Source organism: Sphingopyxis granuli NBRC 100800 (assembly GCF_001591045.1).
In the GTDB taxonomy this organism is placed as follows: domain Bacteria; phylum Pseudomonadota; class Alphaproteobacteria; order Sphingomonadales; family Sphingomonadaceae; genus Sphingopyxis; species Sphingopyxis granuli.
Genome location: NZ_BCUA01000028.1, coordinates 21,191 through 44,480, shown reverse-complemented (window position 1 = coordinate 44,480; position 23,290 = coordinate 21,191). Strand labels below are relative to the sequence as shown.

Here is a 23,290-nt window from a genome sequence, read left to right as displayed (position 1 = left end):
CCCCGGCTTTCGCCGGGGAACGGTTGCCTGTCGAAAAGGGATAATTGCCAAACAAGTTCAGCATGACGAGGAATAGCGGTGGCCCGCGCAAACCCGCTTCGCCGCCCGCCATATGCGAGCCGCTTGATCCATGTCACTCCGGGCGTCGCGCGGCGTGATAGGCGTGCCGCATGTTGATCGCGCCCACCCTTCCGCTGCGTCGGCGGTTCGAGCCGCTTCGGTCGCCTCCGCCATCGCCGATACGGGTGATGATCCAGCCGATCCTGAACCGGATCGTCCGCGACGTCACGCGCACGCTTCCCGAACTGTTCGAGCGGCTCGGCCCGCATCGGCACAGCCGATTCCTGATCGACGCCCGCGACCTGCCCTTCGTGCTGCTGCTGCGGCCGGACCCCGACCGGCCGGAGCTGGTCGCCTGGCCGCGCCGCGCCGAGCCGGCGCACGACACGCGCATATCGGGCCGCCTCCGCGACCTGCTGGGCCTGATCGACGCCCAGCGCGACGGCGACGCGCTCTTCTTTTCGCGCGACCTCGACATCGGCGGCGATCTGGAGGCGGTGGTGTGCCTGCGCAACGCGATCGACGATGTCGAGGGATCGATCGCGGACCGGGTGGCCGATGCGCTGGGACCGGCGAGCCGGATCGCCTGGGCATTGCTGCGCCGACGACACGCCCGGCCGGGCCGCGGGGGCGGCCGATGACCGGCGCCCCCGAGCTCATCTGTCCGGCGGGAACCCCCGCGACGCTGCGCGCAGCGGTCGATGCCGGGGCGGACGCCGTCTATTGCGGCTTCCAGAATGCGACCAACGCGCGCAACTTCTCCGGCCTCAACTTCACGCCCGACGAGATGCAGGCGGCGGTCGGCTATGCCCATGCCAGGGGCGCGAAAGTGCTGCTCGCGCTCAACACCTTTCCCCCGGCGGGCCGGTTCGACCTGTGGCAGCAGGCGGCCGACGACGGGGCGGCGATGGGCATCGACGCCTTCATCGTCGCCGACATCGGGGTGGCGGCCTATCTGGCCGACCATCATCCCGGCTGCCGATTGCACCTGTCGGTGCAGGCGGCCGCCTCCAGCCCCGAGGCGATCAGCTATTATTGCGAGCGGTTCGGCGTCCGGCGCGTCGTGCTGCCCCGCATCCTGACGGTGCCCGAGATCCGCCAGCTCAAGTCCGAGATTCCGTGCGAGATAGAGACGTTCGTGTTCGGCAATCACGGCCTGATGGTCGAGGGCCGGTGCAGCCTCACCAACTATGCCGTCGGCCGCTCGACCAACATGGACGGGGTATGTTCCCCGGCTTCGGAAGTCCACTATCAGCGGGCGGAGAACGGCGCCCTCACCGCGCAGCTGGGCTGTCACGTCATCGACCGCTTCGAGGCCGGGCAGCAGGCGGGCTATCCGACGATCTGCAAGGGGCGGTATCGCGCGCCGGTGCGCGACGATCCCTATTACGCCTTCGAGGAGCCCGTCAGCCTGAACCTGATGGACATGCTGCCCAGCCTGATCGGCGCGGGCGTCGATGCCTTCAAGATCGAGGGGCGGCAGCGGTCGCGCGCCTACGTCGGCGCGGTGGTCGGCGCCTTTCGCGCCGCGATCGACGCGGTGATGGCCGGGCAGACGCCGCCATCCGCCGACCTGATCGCGCTGACCGAGGGGCAGAAGCAGACCCACGGTGCCTTTGCGACCAAGAAATGGCGGTGACGGCGATGTCCACGGCGAAACTGACCCTCGGCCCGATCCTGTTCCACTGGGACGCGGACCGGAAGCGCGATTTCTATGCCCGGATCGCGGACGAGGCCCCGATCGACACCGTCTATCTGGGCGAGGTCGTCTGTTCGAAGCGCAGCCCCTTTTTCGACCGCCACTATCCCGAGGTGATCGAGCGGCTCGAACGCGCGGGCAAGCAGGTCGTGCTGTCGACGCTGGCGGAGGTGGTGCTGCCGCGCGAACGCCGGGCGATCACCGAATTGTGCGCGCAGACCGATTATCCGGTCGAGGTCAACAACGCCGCCGGCCTGTCCGCGGCGAGTGGCCGGCCGCACCGCATCGGGCCGATGATGAACGTCTACAACGAACGCTCGATGGCGTATCTCGCGCGCCCCGGGGCGGCGCATTTCACCCTGCCCGCGGAATTGCCGCGCGGCGCGGCCGAGGGGCTGGCGCGGACCGCCGCCGACCTCGGCGCAGCGACCGAGGTGCAGGTGTTCGGACGCGCGTCGCTGGCGGTTTCGGCCCGCTGCTACCACGCGCGCGCGCACCGGCGCACCAAGGACGATTGCCAGTTCGTCTGCGGCGAAGACCCCGACGGCATGCCGCTGCGTACCCTCGACGGTCAGGACATGCTGGCGATCAACGGCATCCAGACCCTGTCGCACAGCTATGTCAACCTGATCGCCGAGCTGGACGAGATGCGGGCGATGGGCATCGACCATTATCGCCTGATGCCGCACAGCGTCGACATGGTGGCGGTGGCAACGATCTTCGCCGACCGCGCCGCCGGACGCATCGACGCCGCGCAGGCGGCCGAGCGGATCGAGGCCCTCGATATCGGGGCGCCCTTTTCCAACGGATTCTGGCACGGAATCGCCGGGCATCGCTATTGGCCGGCCCGGCTGCACGCCGCCTCGACCTGACGGAAAGGCGGCGGCGGGAAAGAGCGAAAACGACCGGCGTGGGGCGTCCGGGCGGCCGCGCATCATGCACTTGATTCATATCAATCGGACAGCGATTTGCGATTGCGAAAGCCGGCCCTTTGGGCGAGCGGCAGGGAGAAACATGCCGCGGGAAAGCCGATCATGACGAAGCGCGCGATGCTGTCGAAGGACCACCCCTGCCGCAGTTGCGACGTCAGCGCCGAGGCCCTGTGCCGCGCGCTGGATGTCGAGACGCTGGCCGATTTCCGCAACCAGGGGGGCCGGCTGCACCTGACCGCCGGGCAGACGCTGTTCCACCAGGGCGACCCCGCCGACTGCGTGTTCAGCCTGACCAGCGGCGTCGTCAAGCTTTACGCGATCCTGTCGGACGGCCGCAGGCAGATCGTCGCCTTTCTGTTCCCCGGCGATTTCGTCGGCTTCGAGACGCAGCAAAGCCACGGCTTCGCGGCCGAGGCGATCGGCGACACGACCCTGTGCCGCGTCCTGAAGCGGCGGTTCGAATGGTTCGTCGATCATTATCCGGCGCTGGCCGAGGCGCGCTATCGGCGCGCGGCCGCCGAACTGGCCATCGCGCAGGAAAGGATGGTGACGCTCGGCCGCCAGACCGCGGCGGAACGGCTGGCGGGCTTTCTGTCGGATATTCAGCGCCGCGCCGGATTCCGCGGCCGCGACGGGGCGAACCTGGTTCCGCTGCCGATGAGCCGGGGCGACATCGCCGACTATCTGGGGCTGACCAAGGAAACGGTGAGCCGCGAACTCACCAACCTGCGCAAGGCGCGGGTCATCCGCTCGCATTCGCTGACGCTGATCGAAATCCTCGACCCGCGCGGGATCGGCGCGCTGGCCTGCGGCCTCGCCGCCTGACGCCGCGCGCGGGGCGTCAGGCCCGGCCGGTCAGCCGCATCGCGAATAGCCGCACTCGAGGCATTTGTCGCAGCCTTCGGTGCGCTGTACCGCCGCCGCGCTGCATTGCGGGCAGATCGCGGGAACCGCGACCCGCGCTTTGGCCGGGGCGCCGTCGACCGGGTCGGGGCGCGGCCCCTCACGGCCGCTCAGCGCCTCCAGATGCCGCTCGAACAGGTCGCCGATCGCCGCGAGGAGGGACGGAACGTAACGGCCCCCCATCCACGCTCCGCCCCGCGGATCGAACACCGCCTTCAGTTCCTCTGCGACGAAGGCGATGTCGCCGCCGCGGCGCAGCACCGCGGATATCATCCGAGTGAGCCCCAGCGTCCATGCATAATGCTCCATATTCTTGGAATTGATGAAGATCTCGAACGGACGCCGCGTCCCGCCGCTGTCGATGTCGTTGATCGTGACATAGACGGCATGGGCGCTGTCGGGCCATTTGATCTTGTAGGTCGTACCATGGAGCGATTCGGGGCGCGGCTGCAATTCGGCCTCGGCCGCGGGCGCGGCGGGCGCCGCCGGGGCGACGCTCAGCACCGATCCGGTCGTGTCGTTCGGGCGATAGGTCGTCAGCCCCTTGCAGCCGAGCAGATAGCCCTCCGAATAGATGTCGACGAAGGCCTCGAAATCGATGTCCTCGGGGCAGTTGACGGTCTTGGAGATCGAGCTGTCGATGAAGGGCTGCGCCGCCGCCTGCATCGCCAGATGGTCCGACGGGTCGAGCGACTGCGCGCTGACGAACAGCGCGTCGGGCGGCGCCTCGTCGCCCTTCACCTGCTTCCACACGCGATAGCCGTGGTCCTCCACCGCCTCCTCGCGCGTCGAGCCGTCGGCCTGGCGGACCTTGCGGCTGTAGCTGTAGGCGAAGACCGGCTCGATGCCCGAAGAGACGTTGCCCGCGAGCAGCGACGTGGTGCCGGTCGGCGCGATCGAGGTGAGACAGCCGTTGCGCAGGCCGTTTTCCGCGACCAGCGTGCGGGTCGCCTCGTCGAGCGAGCGCAGGTTCGGCCGGTCGAGGATCGCCGGATCGTATAGCGGGAACCGCCCCTTTTCCGCCGCCAGATGCGCGCTCGCGCGATAGGCGGCCTGCTTGATGGTGCCCAGCCAACGCTGCGTCAGCGCGATCGCGTCGGCCGAGCCATAAACGGTGTTGCAGAACAGCAGCGCATCGGCGAGCCCGGTGACGCCGAGCCCGATGCGACGCTTCGCCTTGGCTTCGGCCTCCTGCTGCGGCAGCGGATAGCGCGAGATGTCGATCACATTGTCGAGGAAGCGGACCGCGGTCGCGGTCAGCGCCGACAATTCCTCCTCGTCGAGCGCGGCATGCGCCGAAAAGGGCTGCGGGACCAGCCGGGCGAGGTTGATCGAGCCGAGCAGGCAGGCGCCATAGGCGGGCAGCATCTGTTCGCCGCACGGGTTGCTCGCCAGGATATCCTCGCAATAGGCGAGATTGTTCTGCTGGTTCACTCGGTCGATGAAGATGACCCCCGGTTCGGCGACGTCGTAAGTCGCCTGCATCAGCCGCCGCCACAGGTCGCGCGCGCCGACCGTGCGATGCACCGCCCCGCCGAAGGCGAGCGGCCATTCGCCGTCGCAGGCGAGCGCCTTCATGAAGGCGTCGCTGACCAGCACCGACAGGTTGAAATTGCGGAAGCGCGCCGGGTCGCGCTTGGCGTCGATGAACGCCTCTATGTCGGGATGGTCGATGCGCAGGCACCCCATCATCGCGCCGCGCCGCTGGCCCGCGGCCATGATGGTGCCGCACATCGCATTCCAGCTGTCCATGAAGCTGAGCGGACCCGAAGCCTGCGCGCCGACGCCGCGAACCGCCGCGCCGGCGGGGCGGATGGACGAGAAGTCCATGCCGACCCCCCCGCCCTGCTGCATCGTCACCGCCGCCTCGCGCAGATGCGCGAAGATACCGTCGAGGTCGTCGGGAATCGCCCCCATCACGAAACAGTTGAACAGCGTCACGTTGCGCGCCGTCCCCGCCCCGGCCAGGATACGGCCGGCGGGAATGAAGCGAAAATCGGTCAGCGCCTCCAGAAACTCCCGCTCGCGGCGCGCCTGTTCGGCCGGCACCTCGTTCGCGGCGATGGCGCGGGCGACGCGCGTCCATGTCGCCTGCACACTGTCGTCGCCGCCACCCTCGGTCGGCTGGAAGCGATATTTCTTGGTCCAGATCTGCTCTGCCAGTGATGTGTCGAACATGCCGCATTCGCCCCTTGGCTGTTGGAAGCGAAGAGTAGGATGTTTCGCTCCGGCCGAAATTGATCCAGCGCACTTCCGACATAAAAAGCGGCGAGCGCGCCGCCGGCGTACCGTTTCTTATTGCGAATCGTTCGCAAATATTATATCGGGAACGGACACCCCAGCAAAGGAAGGCAAGGCCATGGCTGCGCTTCGTCCGGTTTCCCCGATCGCCGACCTGTCCGATCCCCAAGCGTCGCTCGTCCCGGCGGCGCTGCGATGCTGGCGCGCGGCGCGCGATGCCGGCGCGCCGGTGCAGCAGCGCCTGCACAAGCTGTTGGCGCCGGCGCGCGGCGCGATGCTTGCCCCGGCATTCGACAGCCTGCTGATGCTGTACGAACTGGCGCTCGGCAGGCGTCTCGTCGCGGGCCAGTCGGCGGCCTTGTCCGCGGACGAGCGAATGCTGCTCGGCCTGCTCGACGGGGCAGGCGATCGCGGCGCGCGGTTCGCCGATACGGGGGCCGTGGCCGCGATGCTCGACAGTGCGGTGCGTTCGACCCGCGTGCTGCTGGCGCGGGCGCGCCGGGGTATCGGCGGAGCCGCCCTTCCCTGCTGATCCCGACTTGCGCACGGCGACGCCGGGATCGAAACCCGGCGCATGGCAACGCCGATTGCGATGGGCGCCATTTCGGGCCTATCATGCGGTATGTCCGGAAAACCTCCCTTCAAGATCAAGATCCAGTTCCTGTGCGGCGACGAAATCGCGATGGGTCCCGGCAAGGCCGACCTGCTCGAAGCGATTCAGGATCATGGTTCGATTTCGGCGGCCGGCCGCGCGCTTGGCATGAGCTATCGGCGCACCTGGCTGCTGGTCGACGTCATGAATCGCTGCTGGAACGAGCGGCTGGTCCAGACGGTGGCGGGAGGGAGCCATAACCGGGGTGCCCGGCTGACCGACACCGGACAGCAGGTGCTTGCCGCCTATCGGGCCATACAGGCTTCGGCACGCGCCAGCATCACAGGGCCGTCGTGCGATCGCCTGGCCGGGATGATACGGTCCGAACCGCTTCCCGCGGCACATCAGACCGAAAGTTCATAATCGCTTGCCGCAAGCCGTATCGGGCCGCGCAAGCCGCGGATCGGTGCGGAACCGTTCGTCGGTCAGGCCATGCAGGAAAGCGACGAGCGCCGCGATGTCCCGATCGGCCAGGGAGACCGGATGACGGCGGATGGCGTCCTCCAGGCTGGTCGCCGTGCCGTCGTGCCACCACGGGCCGGTGATCGCGACGTTGCGCAGCGACGGCGTGCGAAAGCGCCCGCGATCCTCCTCCAGTCCCGTTTGCTCGACCAGCCCCGCGTCGGACGGGGCCGGATCGCCAAGCCGATGATAGGCGGCGTCGGTCAGGTGCGGACCCGCGTGGCACGAACTGCACCCGCTGGTCCGAAACAGGCGTTCGCCTTCGCGCTGCGGCCCGATCAGCGCGGCGGCGTCGCCGCGGCGGAAGCGATCGTAAGGCGCATCGGACGAAATCATCGTCCGCTGGAACGCAGCCAGCGCGGCGACGACGTTGGGCACGGTGATTCGGGAATCGGGGAAGGCTCTGGCGAACGACCGGCGATAGCAGGCATCCGCCTTCAGCCGCCGGGCAAGCTCCGCTTCCCGTCCCTTCATCCCCATCTCGACGGGATTTTCGCCGAGCAGAGGCGTCAGCGCCTGGATTTCGAGGCTGGTCGCACCGGGGTCGGCATAGGTCAGCCGCGGCAGCCAGGCGACATTGGCGAGGCCCGGCGCATTGCGCTTGCCCGCATGGTCGCCGACGCCGGGCCGCGTCGCGACGCTGTCCGCGAAGCCGTGCCGCTGCTCGTGACAGCTCGAACAGGCCAGCGTCCCGTCGCTCGACAAGTCCGCGTCATAAAAGAGCCGTCGGCCGAGTTCGACCTTGGCGGCGCTCATCGCATTGTCCGCGGGCACCGGTGGCGGATCGAACCCGGTCTCCTGCGGCCATTGCCAGCCAGGCGCGACGGCCGCGACGAGCAGCAGCGCCGCCGCGGCCCACAGCCGTCTCACGGTTGCGGCGTGACCAGCAGGGTCAGGCTGTCCGAACCGTTCGCCGCGACCTGAAGCGTATAGGTGCCGGGGGTCAGGCGATAGTCGACCATCTTGCGAACCCCCGAACAGGCCGGGCCGTGGCCGTGCGCGACCGACCGCATCGCCTTGCCGTCCCGAACCACATCGACCCAGGCCGCCGACCCGAGCGCGACGCGCCAGACGCCTTCGCGAGCGACCGTGAAGCGGAACAGCCCGCCATAGCTGACCGTTCCCCCCGGCTTTTCGGGGCGGACCGGATAGGCGACCTTCGGCGTCGGCAGCAGCGTCGCGCGGACCGCAGCCCCCGGCTTCAGCGCAGCCTTTGCAGCGGTCTTCGCATTCCCCGCCGCCTCCATCGCGTCGGGCGTCCGCCAATCGGCAAGCGAGGCGGGCAGCGCCGCCGGCGGCTTTCCGGCACAGGCCGGATCGGCGCCGGCCGAGGCCTGCGCCAGCGCGCTGCCGGCGGCCAGCGGGAGAGCCAGTGGGAGAGCCAGTGGGAGAGCCAGTGGGAGAACAAGGGAAAATAAAAGCAGAGAAGGGCGCATCACATCTTTCCTCCGTGCGATATCACTATATATGGCCGTATATAGTGATTCGGTGAGAAAAAAAGGGGTAAATCATGCGGACCATACTCTCCCTCCTGCTGTCGGCAGGCTGCCTCGCGACCTCGCAGGCGCAGGCCCAGGACCAGAATGCGCCGGATACCGGCGACGATCGCTTCGCCCTCGGGCAGATCGTCGTCACCGCGCCGCGAAGCGAAGGGATCGGCATCGACGGCGAAAGCCTGTCGCGCGAGGCGATCTACAAGTTCAATCGCACCGCGCTCGACGATGCGATCAACCTGATGCCCGGCGTCGTCGCGGGCAACAGCGGCGGCACGCGCAACGAACGCCTCGTCTTCGTCCGCGGTTTCGACCGGTTCCAGGTGCCGCTCTCGATCGACGGCATCCGCGTGTATCTGCCCGCCGACAACCGGCTCGACTATGGCCGCTTCCTGACCACCGACATCTCGGAGGTGCAGGTGGCGAAGGGCTATGCGTCGGTGCTCGACGGGCCGGGCGCGATGGGCGGCGCGATCAACCTCGTCACGCGGCGCCCGACCAAAGCGCTCGACATCGACGTGCGCGGCATGGTCACCTTCGACAACGACGCCGATTATGCCGGCTATTCGGCGTCGGCGCTGATCGGGACGCGGCACGAGCGCTGGTATGCGCAGGCCAGCTATGCGCGCAGCTTCACCGACCATTGGGATCTGCCGGACAGCTTCACGCCGATCGTCCCGACGCTCGAAGACGGCGGCGAGCGCGATTTTTCGCGGACCCGCGACTGGCGCGCCAATGTGAAGCTCGGCTTCACGCCGAACGAAAGCGACGAATATGCGATCAGCTACACGCGGCAGGACGGATCGAAGAACGCGCCGCTGCACGTCAGCGACCTCGTCAACACGCCGCGTTTCTGGACCTGGCCGAAGTGGGAAATCGAATCCATCTATTTCCTGTCGACCACCGCGCTCGGCGACCGCGCGACGCTCAAGACGCGCGCCTATTACAACCGCTTCGATTCGATGCTGCGCTCGTTCAACGACCGGACCCAATCCACGCAGAGCCGCCCCTTCGCGTTCGACAGTCCCTATTTCGACAAGGCCTGGGGCGGGTCGGCGCAGCTCGATTTCCGGATGAGCGACGCCGACACGCTGCGGCTCGCCTTCCATTACCGTCACGACAAGCATGTCGAGGCGCAGACGAGCTTCTCGACGGCTGGCGTGCCGTCGACCGAGCCGCGGCAGACGCAGACCGAAAACACCTTCTCCATCGCGCTCGAAAACGAGCTTGCCCTGACGACGGCGCTCCGCTTCACGGTCGGCGGCAGCTTCGACTGGCGCGACCTCAAGCGTGCCGAGGAGTTCGGTTCGCCGCTCGGAACCTCGGGCACCCCGGCGGTCATCTATCAATATCCGCGCCGCGACGCCGACGCCTGGAACCTGCAGGGCCGGTTCGACTGGGATGCGGGCGACGCGTTGACGCTGCACGCCAGCCTGTCGTCGCGCGCGCGCTTCCCGACGATCTTCGAACGCTTCAGCCAGCGGTTCAACACCGCCATCCCCAACCCCGAACTGAAGGCCGAACGCGCGACCAACGCCGAAATCGGCGGAAGCTGGACGGCCGGCGGCGTACGGGTCGACGGCGCGCTCTTCTACAGCTGGGTCGACGAAGCGATCTTCAGCGTCCTGACACCGGGCTATCCCTGCACCGCATCGACCACCCCGCCCGCGACGCCGACTCCCGGCTGCGTGCTCACCAACCTCAGCCAGAGCCGGAACGTCGGCAGCGGCGAATATTATGGCGCCGAAGCGTCGCTGTCGGCGACGCTCGCGCCCGGCCTCGACCTCGGGGCCAATTACACGGTCATCAAGCGCGACCTGTCCTATGCCGCCAATCCGGGGTTCCGGCCCACCGGGGTGCCGACGCACAAGGGCCTGATCTATGCCGACTGGGCGCCGCTGGCGGGCCTGCACGTCCAGCCGAGCGTCGAGATCGCATCGAGCCGTTGGACGCTGTTCACCGCAACGCCCGCATCGCAGCCGGCGCGCTATTACCGCACGGGTTCCTATGTGAACACGGCGCTGCGCATCGACTATGCCGTCACCGAGAAGATCGAGATCGGCGTCGGCGCGCGCAACCTGTTCGACGAGGAATACAGCCTGACCGACGGCTTTCCCGAGCCGGGGCGTTCGCTCTATCTGACGCTGCGCGCCCGCTATTGATCGGGGGCGATGAAGAAGAGGGCGCCGAAGGAGCGGTCTGGCTTGACGTCGGCGGCCGACCATTCGAATGTCGTCGCGGCGGTCTTTCGGGCCGCCGCGGGACAGAAGGCGACCATGTTGGCGGCGGCGCCCTTATCGACGACCAGGCGATAGTGGGCGGCCCGGCCGTGCCGTCCGGCCGGTGCGGCCCAGCCGTGGGCGATCGTAAAGAGGTCGTAGGCCGGATGGCGGAAATAGGCCCGGCGCAGCGCGTCGTCGATGCAATAGGTCCGCGTCGCCGGGCCGCCGGGGGCTATCTCGGGAAATTCGGCGGAATTGATGTCGCTCCAGTAATCGGCGACCGGGACATAGCGGATCTCGACCCGCGTATCCCCCGGCTCGAAGCGCTGATCCCATTCGAAATCCGCCTGATAGCTCCAGTCCGCGGTGTCGAGCACGAGCAGGCCGTCGGCGTCGAGCATCGCCTGGGTGCGGGCCGGAAGGCGGCGCCACGGCGCCTCTTCGTCCAAATGGTAGAGCAGCGGCACGGCGGCATCGAGCAATTGCCGCGTCACGTCCCTGCCCCGATGCAGCGCACGCCCGCGGCCGGAGAGCGCCAGCGGCGCGCCGTTCACGCGCACCGACAGGTCCAGATAGTTGAGCGGACGCCGGTCGGCGGCAAGCCCGGCGACCTCGCCCTGCCCGTCGAGCCCGATGGCGTCGGGGCTGGCATCGACCGGCATGGCGGGCAGGACGAAGCGGAAATGGACGGTCCGGCGCGTCGATGCATGAAAGACGTAGACGAGCCGGATCGAATCGAGCGCGACATGCATCTCCTGCCGTTCGACACGCATGTCGGCCGGCAGGTCGAAGGCGGGCCCTTCGGCGGCATAGCCGGCACCGCGTCCGCCATCCTCCGCCCCGGCCGGCGCAGCGACCGCCGCCAGCGCGATCGCACCGCCGACCGCTATCCATCGGGCATGGGGCATTCGCTTTCCTCCGCATCGATCGGCGCCACGGGCTCATCGTAGCGCCTTCGCGATCCGCCGTCGCGGACGGGGCGGAACCCGATGCGGACACACCGGCACAGCCTTTTCCCCGCGCTAGGCGGAGGCCGCGAGTGCCGTAAAATCCCATGCCGGTTCCGCATGGTCCATGACAGCGGACGATCCCGCGCCCATGGTCGGCCAACGCGAGGCCAGAGTTTAGCGGGGGAATCGAGATGCATGGCAAGCCGCACCGAACGACGACGTGGTACAGCGCGGCGCTGGGAATCGCGGCCTGCGCGGGCCTGGCCCTCTCCGGCTGCGGCGGCGCGCCCGCCGTCCAGCTGCCCGCCGACCGGACGGAAAGCGCCTCTCTCTGCTATGGCGCCACCATGGCGCTGGCGCAGGAAAAGATCGGCAAGGGGTCCGTCCCGCTCGACACCGCGAGTCAGGCGCTGCATTTCGCGCTGCTCGCCGGGACGGACGGCGACCTCGACGACCCGGCCAAGGTCGTCGCCAGGATCGAGAGCATCGGCACGCACGACAAGGGTTTGCAGGACAGGTTCGTCGCCGACAAGAATGCCGCGAGCTACACCGGCCCCTGCGCCACGGCGTTCCCGGAAACGCAGGCGAACGCGTTCAAGGGCCTGCCGCCCGATACCCGCGACACGCGCATCCAATGCTATGTGCTGTCGACCGTGGTGCTTCAGATCTTCGCGCAAAGCGACATCGCGCCCGATCCCCGCACCGCGACCTGGGTCAAGCTCAACGGCCAGCTCGAGCAATTGTCGAACAGCGAAGTCTATCCGGCGGAGGATGACGATCATATCGGCGAGATCGCGATGCGCGCGCTGGCCAAGGCGGTGCGGTGGGGGCCGCCGGTTGACGCGATGGCCGCATGCGGCGACCGCTATCTGAAGGATTGAGACGCGCGAACGGGGCGCGGCCATGACCTATACGACCGTCTATGACATCGCGAATGACAGCGTGGGCTTGCAGTTCCCGCTGATCGGGCTGGCCTTCGTCATCGCCGGTGCGATGATGAAATGGGGTTTCGGCAAAGCGGGCTGGACAAGCTATCCGCTTATGGCGATCGGCGTCTTCACAGTCCTCGCGTCGGGCGCGGTGCCCTGTTGGGATTACCGCCGCGTCACGCAGGCGGTGGCGAACGGAGAGGCCCGGCAGGTCGAAGGGCCGATCCATGATTGGCGCCTGGAACGCGTGAGCAGGAAGCGCAAGAGTTCGGACGCCCATGCTTACAGCCATTACGAATATTTTTCCGTCGGCCCCGTCGCGTTCCGCATCAATTGGGGCGCGTTGGAAGCGGGCTTCGCCAATCGCGGCAGCACCGAGGAGAAACCGGCGGTCCGGCTGGCGAACGGGATGGCCGCGCGCATCCGGTATGTGCCGATCGACGGCCCCGACAAGCCGCCGCGCATCGTCCGTATCGACCTGGGCACCAGCAGCCCCGCCGATGCCGTGCGGCAAGGCGAAGGCGGCGTCGCCTTCCGCATCGTGCAGGGGCGCATCGCCGACGAAGCGAACATCCTGTCCGCCGACAGCAAGGCGCGGCTCGATGCCGTGTTGACGGCCTTCGACGAGCGAAGCGGACATCCGCTGGTCATCGTCACCACGCCCTCGCTCGGCGGGATCGACATTGCCCGCTTTGCCGCGACAATCGCCGACCGCCGCGGCATGGCGGACAGCGGCATCCTGTTGCTCGTCGCGCCAAACGAACGGCAGGCGCGGATCATGGTCGGGCGCGACCTGTCGGACCGCCTGCCCGACGCCGCCGCGCAGGCCATCATGGACAGCGTGATCCTGCCCCGCTTCCGGCGCGGCGACATTCCCGGCGGAATCGAGGCGGGCGCGGTCGCCATCACCGGCCGGGTGACGGGCGGCGAGGCGCGATGAGCCGGTTGTCGAGCCCGCCAGTGATCGTCGCCGCGCTGCTGCTGCTGCTCGCGGGCGCGGGCGCGCTCGGCTGGCTGTGGCTGCGCGACGGCCGGATGACGCCCACCGCGATCGTCATCCTGTTCCTGCCGGTCGCGCTGCTGATCGCGGGTATGACCGCGTGGGGGACCGACCGCTCGCAGATCGGCATCACGGCCTGGGCGCTCACCATGTTCGGGGCGCTCGTCCCCGCTGTTTACGTGACGCAAAGCGGCCCCGATAACTGGTTCGCGCAATGGCGGTTCATGGTGGCCTTCGGCGTCGCCTATTTCGCGATCATGGTCGTTTTCATGCTGTGGCTCGCCGCCTGGACGGCGTGGGTGGCGCCCGCGCCCGGCGCCATGCCGCTGCCCGAGCATCGCCTGAAGCGGCGGATCGAATCGCTGGCGAATGCCGGGCTGAACCTTCGCGTCGAGCGCCCGGCGGACCGGCCCGAACAATTGCTGGTGACGCGCGACTTTCGCGGCGGCAAGCGGACGATCGGAGTGCGGCTGACCTTCGTTTCCGCCGGTCATTGCGTGCGGGCGCGCGAGGTGTCGCTGGTCCGCGGCGACAAGCCGATGAACGCGGGCGAGGCGCGGATGAGCAGCAGCCTGCGCCCGCGCGACGGCACGCACCCCGACGCCGACATCATCTACGACGCCAGCCTGACGCTGACCCCGCCGAACGAAGCGATTCGGCGCCGGATTGCCCCGCGCATCGCCGACGATCGCGTCGAGATCGCGGGCGACGGCGAAGCCGCGGCAGACCCCGCCAATCTGGCGCATGTGCTGACCGAGGTGGTCCACCAGTCGGGGTGGGGATGGCAGGGCGTGTTCTTCGACTGGCAGCGGGGCTGCCGTTAGGGCGTCGGGCCGTAAATCCGCCTATCGTTCCGTTCGTGTCGAGCGAAGTCGAGACACCCATCAGCGTGGCGCAAGGCCGACAAGTGTCTCGACTTCGCTCGACACGAACGGGAAATGGATGGCATTCAACCCGCGCCGCGCAGATCCGACGGGGTCATGCCGAAGCGGCGGCGGAAGGTGCGGTTGAAGTAGGACAGGTCGCCGAAACCGCAGGCATAGGCGACCGCCGCGATCGTCCGCGGCGCCTGCCCCGGATGCAGCAGCAGGCGATGGGCGCGGTCGAGCCGCTCGCCCAGCACATGCGCCGAAAAGCTGCTTCCCTCATCCTGGAACAGGCGGCGGACATAGCGCGGACTGATCCCGGCGCGCGTGGCCACGCCCACGATGTCGAGACGCGGATCGCACGAGCGCACCGCGATGTCGGCCTTGATCGCCCGCAGCCGCGCGGCCTTGACGCCGGGCCGCTCCGGCGCGCCATCTTCGGCCGCCGTGGCGGCGACGGCGCCGATGAGATCGCGGATATGCCCGGCCGTGAGCGCCGCCGCCACGCCCGACGCCGCGTCGGCGCGCAGGCGCAGCATGTCGACATAGGCGTGGAGCAGCCCCAGCAGATCGCTTTGCCGCGGGACGACCCGCATCGCCAGATCGTCCGCCCCCGACAGAAGCGCGCGCAGGTCGTCCTGCGCCACCGCGATGTTGGTGAAACGGCATCGCTTCCGACACTGGATGGTACTGACCTCTCCGCCGCGCACGAAGATCGAGTCGCCGACCGCCAGCACATGCTCGCGCCCGCGCTGGCGCAGTTCCAGCGGCGCATCGGCGGTGATCAGATAGAGCATCTCGACCGGATCGGCGGCAATCAGGCGGTGCGTCCGCGAGACCTGCACCGGCGATGCGGAAACCGAGGCATAGGCGGCTCCCGGCAGCGCGCACAATGTCCCTTCGGCGTGAAACGGCACGTTCCGGGCCGGTTCTATGTCGAGCCGGACCATCGCCTGTCCGAATAGCTCGCGCCACATCGGCAGCCGCTCGCGCTCCGGCACCGAGGCGGTGGACAGTATCTGGGAAAAACCGGTCGCGTCCATGTCCCCCTCCCGTCCGGCGCACCGTATCGCCGAAGTGCCGTCTGGTCCACCTCGCGTTCCTTCTGGTCCGAGACAGGCTTTCGCTGTCCATGGCATCACGGTGGGACAGGGAGACTCCGATGCACGAACATCCATTGCCCGATCCGACGCCCGCCGCCCCCTCGCGGGCGCCCGGACGCTGATGCGGGAACGGGTGCGTCGACAGCGACCCGTCGGCGTATCTGCTGGCCGGACAGGGGGACACTGCCGATCGGCTTCCCTCCACCCCGGTTCGGCCGCTCCCGTCGGGCCTGTCCGTGCCTTGTGCGGCACGGGCAGGCCCCTGATCCGAACAGGCTGGAGACAGATGCCATGACCCGCAAAGGGCGAACAAAGGCCGGATTTCCCAGATCGCCGACGCGGCGGTATCGGTGTATCCTGCTCGCCTCCGTGCTGGCTCTCGCGGCCACGCCCGCCGCGGCGCAGGACGGGCGGCCGCGCTGGTATGGCGTCGATCATGGCGCCCAGCAGGCGCGGCTCGTCTTTGGCGTGCCCGACGGCGGCATGACGTTGCTGAACTTCATCTGCGACAAGGGCGTTCCGGAGGTGTCGGCCTACATCACCCACCCGCCGGTGCGCCTCGCGGCCGGGACGAGCGTGCCGGTCCGCCTGAGCGACGGCAGCGCGACGCTGACCTTTCCCGCCACGGTTCAGCCGCCGGAGGCGGACGGCCTGCTGCGCCTGCGGGGGCAGGTGCCGCTCGACGCATCGTTCGAATCGATCCTGGCGTCGGACGACCGGATGTCGGTCAGCGTCGCCGGATCGTCGGCGCGCTATCCGCTGGACGGCGTCGCGGCGGCGGCGCGGCCGCTGATCGCACTGTGCGGCACCGCCGCGCGGGCGGCAATCGCCGCCGACCTGAAGGTCGCGGTCACGAACAGGAGCCGGCGCCGCCTCGAACAACTCGCGCTGCGCGCACCCGACGGCATCGAAAGCGATTCGGACGCCTTCGGCTATGACGGGCTGGCCCCGGGGCGCACGCGGACCTTCACCATCCCCGGCGGCGCGGGCGTCTGCACCTATGAAATCTCCGTCCTGTTCGAGGAAAAGGAAGAGGATTGCTGCAGCGACCCCATCCCCATCGCCCAGCAGGATCTGTGCGACGATCCGCGAATCATCGTCCATGACTGAGCGCGAGGCATCGTCATTGCGAGGAGCCGAAGGCGACGAAGCAATCTCCAGCTATCGTTCTGCCTCACCGATAGCTGGAGATTGCTTCGCTCCGCTCGCAATGACGTGGGAAAGCGGCCCCAAGCCTTTCCTCCGCCTCGGCGGCCTGTTTCTTTGCGCGCTGGCGCTGGGCGGCGCGGCCCCCTCGACCGCGCAGCCGGCGCCGTCCGCCACCGTTCCGGCCAGCTTCGATTGCGGCAAGGCGACGCGCGCGGTCGATCGCTTCATCTGCGCCAACGCCGCGCTGCGCTGGCAGGATCTGGCCCTGTCGCGCAGCTATCGCGCCGTGCTGGCGAAACTGGCCGGCCCGGCGCGCGCGGCGCTGGTGGCGGAGCAGCGCGACTGGGTGGGCGAGCGCGACCGCCGCTGCGCCGCCGATCGCAGCTTCGCCGAGTTGAACGATGCCGCGTCGTGGGTCCATGACCAGGCCTATGACTGCATGACGGTCGTTTATCTCGGCCGCCGCCAGGAACTGGGCGACCGCGCCGCCGCGCCAATCGCGACGCGCGTGATCGGCGAGATCGACCTTGCTCCCCTCGCCCGTGCGCGGCCCGAGCTGGTCGAGGACGGGAACGTGCGGGTAGCGGGGATGCGGCTGTCGCCCGACGGCAGCCATGTCGCGATCCTGCTGCCCAGCCAGGAAATCGACTATCCCGACCAATTGTGGCTCTATCGCGTGGCCGACCGCAAGCTGGTGCCCGTGACGCCGCCTCCCGACACGCGCGCGAAACATCCCGCCGACGCCGTGGCCCTGATCACCGGCTTCGCTTGGCACGGCGGGACACTGTTCGCCATTGCCTCGCTGTGGGGTGACGGCAGCGACGGCCTCGACGGCCCACAGGCTTATTACGCCGCGACGGTCGCGGGCGGCCGACGCCTGCGCGACAAACCGGCCGAGGCGGACAATCTGTGGGAATCGGTGACGGGCGGCCTCGTGTACCGCGAGGACGAATTTTCCGACGACCTCGACGCCGTGGACTCGCTGCGCGGCAATGCCGGCTGGCTGGTGTGGACGGCGGATCGCGGCCGCGGCACCGTCGACCTCCATATCCGCACGCGCAAGCCGCCTGGCGCGCCCTGGCTGGTGGCGTGGGGCGGGTGGGAACTGGCATCCTTCCTGTTCGACGACGCGCGCTCGCGCCTGACCTATCCCGCCGACGTCGGCATCGTGCGCTTCGACATGGCGACCCGCGCCGAGCGCCGCATCGCGGGCACCTGGCGCGGCGACCTGCCCTATGCCGTGTCCGCCGATCAGGGGACGCTGCTGTGGGCGACGCGCAACGCTTGCGGCGAGGAGCATGAGCCCGACCCCGACGCGCCCGAACGCTTCTGCCTCGCCGCGATGACGGGCGGGGCTATATGAGCGATTCGGCCATATTCACCATCGGTATGTTCCTGCTGGGACCGGCGATCATCGTGATATTTTCGCTGTCGGCGAAGCTCGCGCTCCGGCGCCGCCCCGGTCCGGCGGCGAAGCTGGGGTGCGCCCTGCTGGTGCTGCTGGGCGTGGCGGCTTTTTGCGGGATCATGGTGGCGAGCGCGGGCGGCGCGATCCACCCGCCGCTGGTCGAGCGCGCCGCGCCCTATGCCTGCGACGGAACGGTCGAGCGGCTTTCGCAAAACTATTCCTACAAGCCGGGGCAGCAGGGCGTATCGCACACCATCTATTGCATCGCGCCCGACGGCACCCGGCGCGACATCACGCTACGTGCGATTGGCGCGGCCAGCATCTATTACGGCCTTTATGCCTTTGGCGGCCTGATCCTGCTCGGACTGCTGCTCGCACTGTTCGGACGGCGCCGGACCGACAGCGAGATTGCCGACGCCAACGCCTTGGCGAGCGCCCTGCGCGACAAGATGGCCGAGCGGCTGCGCACCGACGCCGATATCGTGCGCCGCCCCGCCGCACCGTCCGACGCGGGCGGGGGCAGCGTCGAGGACCGGTTGCGGCACCTGCAATCGCTGCGCGACGGCGGCCTGATCAGCGAAGAGGAGTATCAAGCCAAGCGCGCCGAGATATTGGGGGGCCTGTGATACGCCGCCGGGTCCTCCTGTGTCTTGCGGTCCTGCTCCCGGCCGCCGTCGCGGGCTGCGCGAGCCGCGAGCGGGAGGCGCGCGAGACCTTCGCCGAACGCTTCACCTGCCCGATCGAACGGGTGACGGCGACGAAAGTCGATGGCGCACGCCGCAGTGAGGTGCACCAGCGTGCGACCCCCATTCCCGACCCGCCCGCCGAAATCCGCGCCGACCCGGCGCGGCTCGCCCAGTGGACCGAAAGTCACCGGGTCTCGTCCGGCTTAGATTGGTATTATGAGGGGTATCGCGCCGCCGGATGCGGGCACAGGGCCGAGTATCTCTGCACCTGTCCCATCGAAGCCCCGATCGCGAAACAGGCCGCCTGCACCTGCGAAGCGCCGTCCGTCCCGCTGTTGCCGGATGGAATGCAAGGAGAGCGGGAATGATGCGCGCGCTGATCGGACCGGGGATCGTCGCCGCGATCTTCGGCCTGATCTTCCTGCTCGCCGGGCTGGAGGATTTTCGCAAGACGCATCGCTCGCGCCTGTTCCGGCCGCTGGACATCCTTCCCGCCGCGGCGGGCTGGGGCTTCCTCGCCATGATGTTCGCGGTCGCGGGCGGCGCCGTCTATCCGCCGATCGTGTCGACGGTCGCCGAACCCATCGTCTGCCCGGGCGGCCTCGACACGCTATCGCGCGACTATAGCTATAGGCCGGGGCAGCAGGGCGTCACGCGCAACCTGCTGTGCGCGGGAGCGGATGGCGAGCCGCGCGACGTCACCATCCCCGCGATCGCCGTGGCGACATTGATCTATACCGCCGCCGGACTGCTGTTTTCGGCGTTGCGGTCGATGCTGCGCCGGCGCCGCCGCATATCCGGTGCCGATCCTGAAAGGCGAGACCATGATGTCGTTGAAAATTAATCCGCTCCCCGGCGTTCTGGCCGGCATCCTGCTCGCCTCGTCCGTTCCGGCGTCGGCGGAGGAGGAGCCTGTTGCATCTGCGGCCGTGCAGCAGGAATTCGACGCCTTCCTGACCCGATTCCGCGCCGCGCTCGCGGCCGATGATGCGACCGCGGTCGCGGGAATGACGCAGTTCCCGTTCATGCCCTATCTCGATGAGGGCGGCAGCAGCGACGCCGCCGCGTTTCGCGCCGAAAGCTATCCGCGCTTCCTGGCCGCAAAGGCGCGCCGATGCCTTGCGCGCCGGAACGCCATCCACGATCGCGAGCCCGATGGCGGCGAGACCTTCGTGATCTTCTGCGGCGATCTGGGATATTATTTCCACAAGACGCAGGACGGATTCCGGTTCACCGAGGTCGGACCGAACGATTGAGGCGCGCGCGCACCCTCGCCCGGTTCAATCGACCGCCGCGCTTCGGGGCGCGAGCAGGGCCGCAAGGAACCGCCGGTCGGACCAGTCGCTCTTGCGGCCGGCGAGCAACGCGGCGACGTCGAGGCGGGCCTGGCGGACGATGGTCAATCCCAGCGAGGGGATGACGTACAGCCGCTGGTCGCCGGCGCCCGCGGCAACGACGAGGTCGGCGGGAAGCCCCGCGGCGGGATCGGTGATGTCGGTCGAGCGGGTGACCGGGTCGTCGGACGGCGTCGCGCGCGGGAGCCACCAGGTGAGGCCATAGGCCGGATTGGCCTCGCTCCCCTCGAACAGCTCGGCAAAGGTCGCCGCGTCGACAAGCAGCTTGCCGTCGACCTTGCCGCCCATGCGAACGAACTCGCCGATTTTCGCCCACTCGGCGGCGGCAAGGACGAGGCCCTGCGGCATCAGCGGATGCCCGTCGGGCCCGTTTCTCCACTCGCCGACCGTTACGCCGAGCGGCGCCAGCAGCCGCCGCTCGACATAGCGCCGCGGATCGGCGTCGCGCCCCGCGGCCGCCAGCTTGCGCCGCATCACCTCGCCGAAGATCTGCAACGGCGTCGGGCCATATTGGAAGCGGGTGCCGGGCGCCGCGGTCAGCGCGACCCGCAGCGAATCGGCATAGCCCTGCGGGCGGCCGATCGCCGACGGCTGGCCGCTGGTCATGGCGAGCAGCTGGCGCAGCGTGATCGCCGCCTTGCCGGGATCGTCCCGCCATTCGGCGATCGTGTCGGACGCCCGTTCGTCGAGCGCGAGCAGCCCGTCCTGCACCGCCGCCGCCGCCATCAGGCCGACGAGGCTCTTGGTGCCGGACCAGAGTTCGTAGGGCCGGGCGGTGTCCTGCGACGCGCAGACGACCTCGCCATGCCGCAGGACGAGGACGGCGAGCCCCTTGTGCGCATCCGAATAGGCGATCGCCGCGGCGCAGCCGGGCCGCGCGTCTTCGGCCGCAGGCACGGGAGCGGCGGGCGCGCTTCCGGCCGCCACGGGAGTCGCCGTCGCGGCGACGGTCAGAAGAAGAAGACGCCCGATCATGGCCTGCCCTTTCCACATGCGCTGGGTTGTGTTCGCGTTTATTATCGATAATAAGTGCGACTGCAATCGAAGATTGTCCTGTCGGGCGCGCAAGCTAGGATGGGGCGTTCAACAGAAACGATCAGGGATCATGGCCGTCACGACGAGCGACGAGGACAATGCACCGACGCAGGACCGCGTCATCGCGCGGCTGCTGATCGACGACATCGTCGCGTGGCGCATTCCGCCGGGCTCATGGCTCCGCGAGCGCGAGATCGCGGCCCGCTTCGGAGTCAGCCATGCCCCCGTCCGCGAGGCGTTCCGCCATGTCGCGAGCATCGGCCTGATCAAGGTCGTGCCCTGGCGCGGCGCGTTCGCGATCGACGTCGACGATCATGGCGCGGACGAGATCTACGAGTTGTGGAAGGCGCTGTTCGGCGTCGTCTGCCGCCTCGCCTGCACGGCGATGAGCGACCGCGACGGGCGCGAACTCATGCACCGGCTCGTCGAATATAAGGATGTGACCGAGCGGACGACGAACTCGGCCGAGCATCTGCGGGTGTCGAACCGGATCGGCCGCTTCATCGCCAAGCGCTCCAACGCGCCGCTGGCGCTCGAACTGCTCGACCGGCTGGCGCTGCTCGCCCGGTGGCAGCACAATGTCTACACCGACGAGTTCGTCGCGGCGCATGGCGAGGGAGAGGTCGGCCGGCGCTCGGCGGTGCTCTACGAACAGCTCTGCCGCCATATCGTCGCCCGCGAGCCCGACGATGCCGATCGGGTGGCGCGCGACCTGATCGCGACGTCGCAGCAGAATTTCGCCGAGGCGCTCGCGGAATACAAGGCGCGGCGCGGCAAGCCGAAAACGGGCCGCCGCCGGGCGCGATCGTGAAGCACGACGGGACCGACCGCCGCACGCTGCTGAAGGCGGGGTTCGCGGCGCCGATCGCATGGCAGGCGCCGCCCGCCATGGCGGCTTCGCCCGATGGCGCGCTGTTCGACCCCGACACCTTGTTCGCGGACGTTCGGACCTATGCCGAAGCGGGCAACAAGCAGTCGGGCGGCGCGGGCGATCGCTGGACCGCGGACTGGACCGCGAACCGGCTTGGCGCGGCGGGCTTCGCGGTCGAGCGGCAGGCGTTCGAGGTGCCGTGGTTCGAGGCATCGCTCTGCACGCTGACGATCGGCGACCTTGCGATTCCGTCGACCGCGCAGCCGCTCGCGGTCCCCACGCCGCCGGACGGCCTGTCCGCGCCGTTGCGGCTGGCTGAGACGGCGGGGCGCCTCGACGGCGCGATCGCGCTCGTCCGGCTGCCGCACCGTCGCTGGTCCAGCCTCCTCGAACCGGCGGCCCGGGCGCCGATCGCCGACGCGATCGCGCGCGGAGCCGCCGCCGTCATCCTCGTCACGACCGGCCCGACGGGCGAGGCGCTGCTGCTCAATGCACCCGCCGACAAGCCGCTCGCGGACAGGCCGATCGTCCTGCTGGCGCCGAAGCGCGCGGCACCCGCGATCGAGGCCGCGCGGCACGGGGGCCAGGCGACGCTGCGGTTGACCGGGCACGGCGGCCGCCGGATCGCCGAGAATATCGTCGGACGGCGCCGGGTATCGGCGGGGCGCTGGATCATCGTGTCGACGCCGCGATCGGGCTGGACCGACTGCGCCGGCGAGCGCGGGCCGGGGATCGCGATCTGGCTCGCACTCGCCCGGTGGGCGCCGCGCGCCTTCCCGCGGCACAATCTGCTCTTCGTCTGCAACAGCGGCCATGAATATGAGAATCTGGGGGCCGCGCACCTGGTCGAGGCGATCGCGCCGCCACCGGGCGAGAGCGATTTCTGGCTGCATCTGGGCGCCAACGCCGCGACGCGCGACTGGCAGGAAATCCCGGGCCGCCTGCTGCCGCTGCCGAGCGCGGACAGTTATCGCTTCCTGATGACGTCGCCCGATCTGGTCGAACCCGCGCGGCGGATCTTCAAGGGGCAGCCGGGGATCGAAATGGCCTATCCCTCCAGCGAGGGCGCGGCGGGGGAACTGGCCGAGGTCGTCCGGGCAGGCTACCCCCGCCACGCCGGAATCTTCGGCGCCCATCGCCACCACCATGCCGCGACCGACGATTTGTCGACCGTCGCGGCCGAACCGCTTGCCGCTACGGCGCGCGGCTTTCGCGATCTTCTGACCGCAGCCATTCCCGCCGACCGCTGACCGCCGCCGCCCGCATCGCGATGT

Annotated in this window: 24 protein-coding genes; 18 read left to right on the top strand and 6 right to left on the bottom strand. The window is 69.0% G+C overall.

What is annotated here, in order from left to right:
• Positions 1–170: 170 nt before the first annotated feature.
• From ubiT to SGR02S_RS08830, 4 genes are all read left to right on the top strand, one after another.
• Positions 171–701, top strand: coding sequence for a ubiquinone anaerobic biosynthesis accessory factor UbiT (ubiT, locus tag SGR02S_RS08845; RefSeq protein ID WP_082797051.1), 531 nt, complete (start codon positions 171–173; stop codon positions 699–701).
• Positions 698–1,699, top strand: a complete 1,002-nt coding sequence (ubiU, locus tag SGR02S_RS08840) for a ubiquinone anaerobic biosynthesis protein UbiU (protein ID WP_067108164.1) — start codon at positions 698–700, stop codon at positions 1,697–1,699. The genes ubiT and ubiU overlap by 4 nt, the downstream gene beginning before the upstream one ends.
• A gap of 5 nt (positions 1,700–1,704) precedes the next feature.
• On the top strand, positions 1,705–2,631 hold the full coding sequence (gene ubiV / locus SGR02S_RS08835; protein ID WP_218000123.1) for a ubiquinone anaerobic biosynthesis protein UbiV: 927 nt from the start codon (positions 1,705–1,707) through the stop codon (positions 2,629–2,631).
• A 162-nt stretch (positions 2,632–2,793) separates the two neighbouring features.
• Complete coding sequence (locus tag SGR02S_RS08830) at positions 2,794–3,516, top strand: cyclic nucleotide-binding domain-containing protein (RefSeq protein WP_067108159.1); 723 nt, start codon at positions 2,794–2,796, stop codon at positions 3,514–3,516.
• Between the two features lie 30 nt (positions 3,517–3,546).
• On the opposite strand, the gene SGR02S_RS08825 is transcribed toward SGR02S_RS08830, so the two are convergent.
• The gene (locus tag SGR02S_RS08825) at positions 3,547–5,772 is read right to left on the bottom strand and encodes an adenosylcobalamin-dependent ribonucleoside-diphosphate reductase (protein ID WP_067108158.1); all 2,226 of its coding nucleotides are present in this window, start codon (positions 5,770–5,772) and stop codon (positions 3,547–3,549) included.
• Between the two features lie 181 nt (positions 5,773–5,953).
• Between SGR02S_RS08825 and SGR02S_RS08820 the strand changes: the two genes are divergently transcribed.
• Entirely contained in the window at positions 5,954–6,367 is a 414-nt protein-coding gene (locus tag SGR02S_RS08820; RefSeq protein ID WP_067108157.1) for a hypothetical protein, read from the top strand.
• Between the two features lie 90 nt (positions 6,368–6,457).
• A complete protein-coding gene (locus SGR02S_RS08815) occupies positions 6,458–6,850 on the top strand; it encodes a winged helix-turn-helix domain-containing protein (protein WP_067108156.1) in 393 nt (130 codons plus the stop codon).
• On the opposite strand, the gene SGR02S_RS08810 is transcribed toward SGR02S_RS08815, so the two are convergent.
• A complete protein-coding gene (locus SGR02S_RS08810; RefSeq protein ID WP_067108155.1) occupies positions 6,845–7,819 on the bottom strand; it encodes a cytochrome-c peroxidase in 975 nt (324 codons plus the stop codon). The two genes, SGR02S_RS08815 and SGR02S_RS08810, sit on opposite strands and share 6 nt — an antisense overlap.
• Complete coding sequence (locus tag SGR02S_RS08805; RefSeq protein WP_255211428.1) at positions 7,816–8,385, bottom strand: hypothetical protein; 570 nt, start codon at positions 8,383–8,385, stop codon at positions 7,816–7,818. Before SGR02S_RS08805 ends, SGR02S_RS08810 begins: the two co-directional genes overlap by 4 nt.
• A 74-nt stretch (positions 8,386–8,459) precedes the next feature.
• Between SGR02S_RS08805 and SGR02S_RS08800 the strand changes: the two genes are divergently transcribed.
• On the top strand, positions 8,460–10,604 hold the full coding sequence (locus SGR02S_RS08800; protein WP_255211426.1) for a TonB-dependent receptor plug domain-containing protein: 2,145 nt from the start codon (positions 8,460–8,462) through the stop codon (positions 10,602–10,604).
• Here SGR02S_RS08800 and SGR02S_RS08795 read toward each other — a convergent pair.
• Complete coding sequence (locus SGR02S_RS08795) at positions 10,598–11,572, bottom strand: DUF4424 family protein (protein WP_067108153.1); 975 nt, start codon at positions 11,570–11,572, stop codon at positions 10,598–10,600. The two genes, SGR02S_RS08800 and SGR02S_RS08795, sit on opposite strands and share 7 nt — an antisense overlap.
• A 233-nt stretch (positions 11,573–11,805) precedes the next feature.
• Between SGR02S_RS08795 and SGR02S_RS08790 the strand changes: the two genes are divergently transcribed.
• From SGR02S_RS08790 to SGR02S_RS08780, 3 genes are read left to right on the top strand one after another with little or no spacing between them, the layout of a single operon-like run.
• On the top strand, positions 11,806–12,495 hold the full coding sequence (locus SGR02S_RS08790) for a hypothetical protein (RefSeq protein ID WP_067108152.1): 690 nt from the start codon (positions 11,806–11,808) through the stop codon (positions 12,493–12,495).
• Between the two features lie 22 nt (positions 12,496–12,517).
• Positions 12,518–13,483: a TPM domain-containing protein gene (locus tag SGR02S_RS08785; protein WP_067108151.1), complete on the top strand. Its 966-nt coding sequence runs from the start codon at positions 12,518–12,520 to the stop codon at positions 13,481–13,483.
• The gene (locus SGR02S_RS08780) at positions 13,480–14,367 is read left to right on the top strand and encodes a hypothetical protein (RefSeq protein WP_156483020.1); all 888 of its coding nucleotides are present in this window, start codon (positions 13,480–13,482) and stop codon (positions 14,365–14,367) included. Before SGR02S_RS08785 ends, SGR02S_RS08780 begins: the two co-directional genes overlap by 4 nt.
• Positions 14,368–14,492: 125 nt before the next feature.
• On the opposite strand, the gene SGR02S_RS20255 is transcribed toward SGR02S_RS08780, so the two are convergent.
• On the bottom strand, positions 14,493–15,452 hold the full coding sequence (locus tag SGR02S_RS20255; RefSeq protein ID WP_067108149.1) for a helix-turn-helix transcriptional regulator: 960 nt from the start codon (positions 15,450–15,452) through the stop codon (positions 14,493–14,495).
• A 429-nt stretch (positions 15,453–15,881) separates the two neighbouring features.
• Between SGR02S_RS20255 and SGR02S_RS20250 the strand changes: the two genes are divergently transcribed.
• From SGR02S_RS20250 to SGR02S_RS08745, 6 genes are all read left to right on the top strand, one after another.
• The gene (locus tag SGR02S_RS20250) at positions 15,882–16,622 is read left to right on the top strand and encodes a hypothetical protein (RefSeq protein ID WP_067108148.1); all 741 of its coding nucleotides are present in this window, start codon (positions 15,882–15,884) and stop codon (positions 16,620–16,622) included.
• A gap of 100 nt (positions 16,623–16,722) precedes the next feature.
• Entirely contained in the window at positions 16,723–18,024 is a 1,302-nt protein-coding gene (locus SGR02S_RS08765; protein WP_067108147.1) for a lysozyme inhibitor LprI family protein, read from the top strand.
• Positions 18,021–18,695, top strand: a complete 675-nt coding sequence (locus tag SGR02S_RS08760) for an SHOCT domain-containing protein (protein ID WP_067108146.1) — start codon at positions 18,021–18,023, stop codon at positions 18,693–18,695. The genes SGR02S_RS08765 and SGR02S_RS08760 overlap by 4 nt, the downstream gene beginning before the upstream one ends.
• The gene (locus SGR02S_RS08755) at positions 18,692–19,123 is read left to right on the top strand and encodes a hypothetical protein (protein ID WP_067108145.1); all 432 of its coding nucleotides are present in this window, start codon (positions 18,692–18,694) and stop codon (positions 19,121–19,123) included. Before SGR02S_RS08760 ends, SGR02S_RS08755 begins: the two co-directional genes overlap by 4 nt.
• Positions 19,120–19,599: a hypothetical protein gene (locus tag SGR02S_RS08750; RefSeq protein ID WP_067108142.1), complete on the top strand. Its 480-nt coding sequence runs from the start codon at positions 19,120–19,122 to the stop codon at positions 19,597–19,599. Before SGR02S_RS08755 ends, SGR02S_RS08750 begins: the two co-directional genes overlap by 4 nt.
• Entirely contained in the window at positions 19,580–20,011 is a 432-nt protein-coding gene (locus SGR02S_RS08745; protein WP_156483018.1) for a hypothetical protein, read from the top strand. The genes SGR02S_RS08750 and SGR02S_RS08745 overlap by 20 nt, the downstream gene beginning before the upstream one ends.
• A 24-nt stretch (positions 20,012–20,035) precedes the next feature.
• On the opposite strand, the gene SGR02S_RS08740 is transcribed toward SGR02S_RS08745, so the two are convergent.
• The gene (locus SGR02S_RS08740; protein WP_067108138.1) at positions 20,036–21,085 is read right to left on the bottom strand and encodes a serine hydrolase domain-containing protein; all 1,050 of its coding nucleotides are present in this window, start codon (positions 21,083–21,085) and stop codon (positions 20,036–20,038) included.
• 130 nt (positions 21,086–21,215) lie between these two features.
• Here SGR02S_RS08740 and SGR02S_RS08735 point away from each other — a divergent pair, with 130 nt between their 5' ends.
• Together SGR02S_RS08735 and SGR02S_RS08730 are read left to right on the top strand one after the other, a co-directional pair.
• Positions 21,216–21,956 (top strand): GntR family transcriptional regulator, encoded by a 741-nt coding sequence (locus SGR02S_RS08735; RefSeq protein ID WP_067108136.1) that lies wholly within the window; start codon positions 21,216–21,218, stop codon positions 21,954–21,956.
• Positions 21,953–23,266: a zinc-binding metallopeptidase family protein gene (locus SGR02S_RS08730; RefSeq protein ID WP_067108134.1), complete on the top strand. Its 1,314-nt coding sequence runs from the start codon at positions 21,953–21,955 to the stop codon at positions 23,264–23,266. Before SGR02S_RS08735 ends, SGR02S_RS08730 begins: the two co-directional genes overlap by 4 nt.
• Positions 23,267–23,290: the final 24 nt, after the last annotated feature.